Origin of the sequence: Subtercola lobariae (genome assembly GCF_014640255.1) — a bacterium.
Taxonomy (GTDB): Bacteria; Actinomycetota; Actinomycetes; order Actinomycetales; family Microbacteriaceae; genus Subtercola; species Subtercola lobariae.
This window is the reverse complement of the sequence record NZ_BMGP01000013.1, coordinates 1-2678: the sequence shown is the minus strand read 5'-3', so window position 1 is coordinate 2678 and position 2678 is coordinate 1. Positions and strand designations below refer to the sequence as shown.

The following is a 2678-nucleotide window of genomic DNA, read 5'->3' as shown; positions in this document are numbered from 1 at the left end:
TGAATATATAGGGCGGGTAGAGGGAACGTGGGGAAGTGAAACATCTCAGTACCCACAGGAAGAGAAAACAACATGTGATTCCGTGAGTAGTGGCGAGCGAAACCGGAACAGGCTAAACCGTTCATGTGTGATAGCCGGCAGGCGTTGCATGGGCGGGGTTGTGGGACTTTTCAGCAGTTACTGCCGTACTGCGAGAGTTACAGCGCTATATAGACGAATGGGATTGAAAGCCCAGCCATAGTAGGTGCCAGCCCTGTAGTTGAAATGTGGTTATGGCTCGAAGAGTATCCCAAGTATCGCGGGGCCCGAGAAATCCCGCGTGAATCTGTCAGGACCACCTGATAAGCCTAAATACTCCCAGATGACCGATAGTGAACAAGTACCGTGAGGGAAAGGTGAAAAGTACCCCGGGAGGGGAGTGAAATAGTACCTGAAACCGTTTGCTTACAAGCCGTCGGAGCGCCCTTTGTTGGTGTGACGGCGTGCCTTTTGAAGAATGAGCCTGCGAGTTAGTGATCAGTGGCGAGCTTAACCCGTGAGGGGAATGCGTAGCGAAAGCGAGTTCGAATAGAGCGTGTGAGTCGCTGGTTCTAGACCCGAAGCGAAGTGATCTATCCATGGCCAGGTTGAAGCGACGGTAAGACGTCGTGGAGGACCGAACCCACTTCAGTTGAAAATGGAGGGGATGAGCTGTGGATAGGGGTGAAAGGCCAATCAAACTTCGTGATAGCTGGTTCTCTCCGAAATGCATTTAGGTGCAGCGTTGCGTGTTTCTTGCCGGAGGTAGAGCTACTGGATAGCCGATGGGCCCTAAAAGGTTACTGACGTTAGCCAAACTCCGAATGCCGGTAAGTGAGAGCGCAGCAGTGAGACGGTGGGGGATAAGCTTCATCGTCGAGAGGGAAACAACCCAGACCACCATCTAAGGTCCCTAAGCGCGTGCTAAGTGGGAAAGGATGTGGAGTTGCATAGACAACCAGGAGGTTGGCTTAGAAGCAGCCACCCTTGAAAGAGTGCGTAATAGCTCACTGGTCAAGTGATTCCGCGCCGACAATGTAACGGGGCTCAAGCACGCCACCGAAGTTGTGGCATTTATATTTTTGGCAGGCCTTCGTGGTCCAGCCGTATGGATGGGTAGGAGAGCGTCGTGTGGCCAGCGAAGCGGCGGTGTAAACCAGCCGTGGAGGCCACACGAGTGAGAATGCAGGCATGAGTAGCGAAAGGCGGGTGAGAAACCCGTCCTCCGAAAGATCAAGGTTTCCAGGGCCAGGCTAATCCGCCCTGGGTAAGTCGGGACCTAAGGCGAGGCCGACAGGCGTAGTCGATGGACAACGGGTTGATATTCCCGTACCGCAGAAGAACCGTCCAAGCCAATCCGCTAATGCTAAGCATCTGAAACCAGATAGACCGATCCCTTCGGGGTGAGGCGTTCTGGCGTAGCGTGCGACCCGATGTGGTGCGGTTAGCGTATTAACAGGTGTGACGCAGGAACGTAGCTGAGCCGGGCGATGGTTGACCCGGTCTAAGAATGTAGGCCAGAGGGTAGGCAAATCCGCCCTCTATTACGGCTGAGACTCGATGGGTACCCTTCAGTGGGGAAATCAGTGATCGTCTGCTGCCAAGAAAAGCATCGGCGCGAGGTTCCATGTGCCCGTACCCCAAACCGACTCAGGTGATCAGGTAGAGAATACTAAGGAGATCGAGAGAATCGTGGTTAAGGAACTCGGCAAAATGCCCCCGTAACTTCGGGAGAAGGGGGGCCCCGATCGTGAACGGACTAGCTCCGGGAGCGTGATAGGGCCGCAGAGACCAGTGGGAAGCGACTGTTTACTAAAAACACAGGTCCGTGCCAAGTCGCAAGACGATGTATACGGACTGACGCCTGCCCGGTGCTGGAAGGTTAAGAGGAAGAGTTAGCCGCAAGGCGAAGCCCAGAATTTAAGCCCCAGTAAACGGCGGTGGTAACTATAACCATCCTAAGGTAGCGAAATTCCTTGTCGGGTAAGTTCCGACCTGCACGAATGGCGTAACGACTTCCCAGCTGTCTCAACCGCGAACTCGGCGAAATTGCACTACGAGTAAAGATGCTCGTTACGCGCAGAAGGACGGAAAGACCCCGTGACCTTTACTATAGCTTTGTATTGGTGTTCGGTGTGGCTTGTGTAGGATAGGTGGGAGACTGTGAAGTTGGCACGCTAGTGCTGGTGGAGTCATTGTTGAAATACCACTCTGGTCACTCTGGATATCTAACTACGAACCCTGATCGGGTTCTGGGACAGTGCATGGTGGGTAGTTTAACTGGGGCGGTTGCCTCCTAAAGAGTAACGGAGGCGCCCAAAGGTTCCCTCAACCTGGTTGGCAATCAGGTGGCGAGTGTAAGTGCACAAGGGAGCTTGACTGTGAGACTGACAAGTCGAGCAGGGACGAAAGTCGGGACTAGTGATCCGGCAGTGGCTTGTGGAAGCGCTGTCGCTCAACGGATAAAAGGTACCTCGGGGATAACAGGCTGATCTTGCCCAAGAGTCCATATCGACGGCATGGTTTGGCACCTCGATGTCGGCTCGTCGCATCCTGGGGCTGGAGTAGGTCCCAAGGGTTGGGCTGTTCGCCCATTAAAGCGGTACGCGAGCTGGGTTTAGAACGTCGTGAGACAGTTCGGTCCCTATCCTCTGCGCGCG

1 rRNA gene is annotated in these 2678 nt (G+C 54.3%); it reads left to right on the top strand.

What is annotated here, in order from left to right:
* A 23S ribosomal RNA gene (locus IEX24_RS19305) occupies window positions 1–2678 on the top strand; the annotation flags it as partial.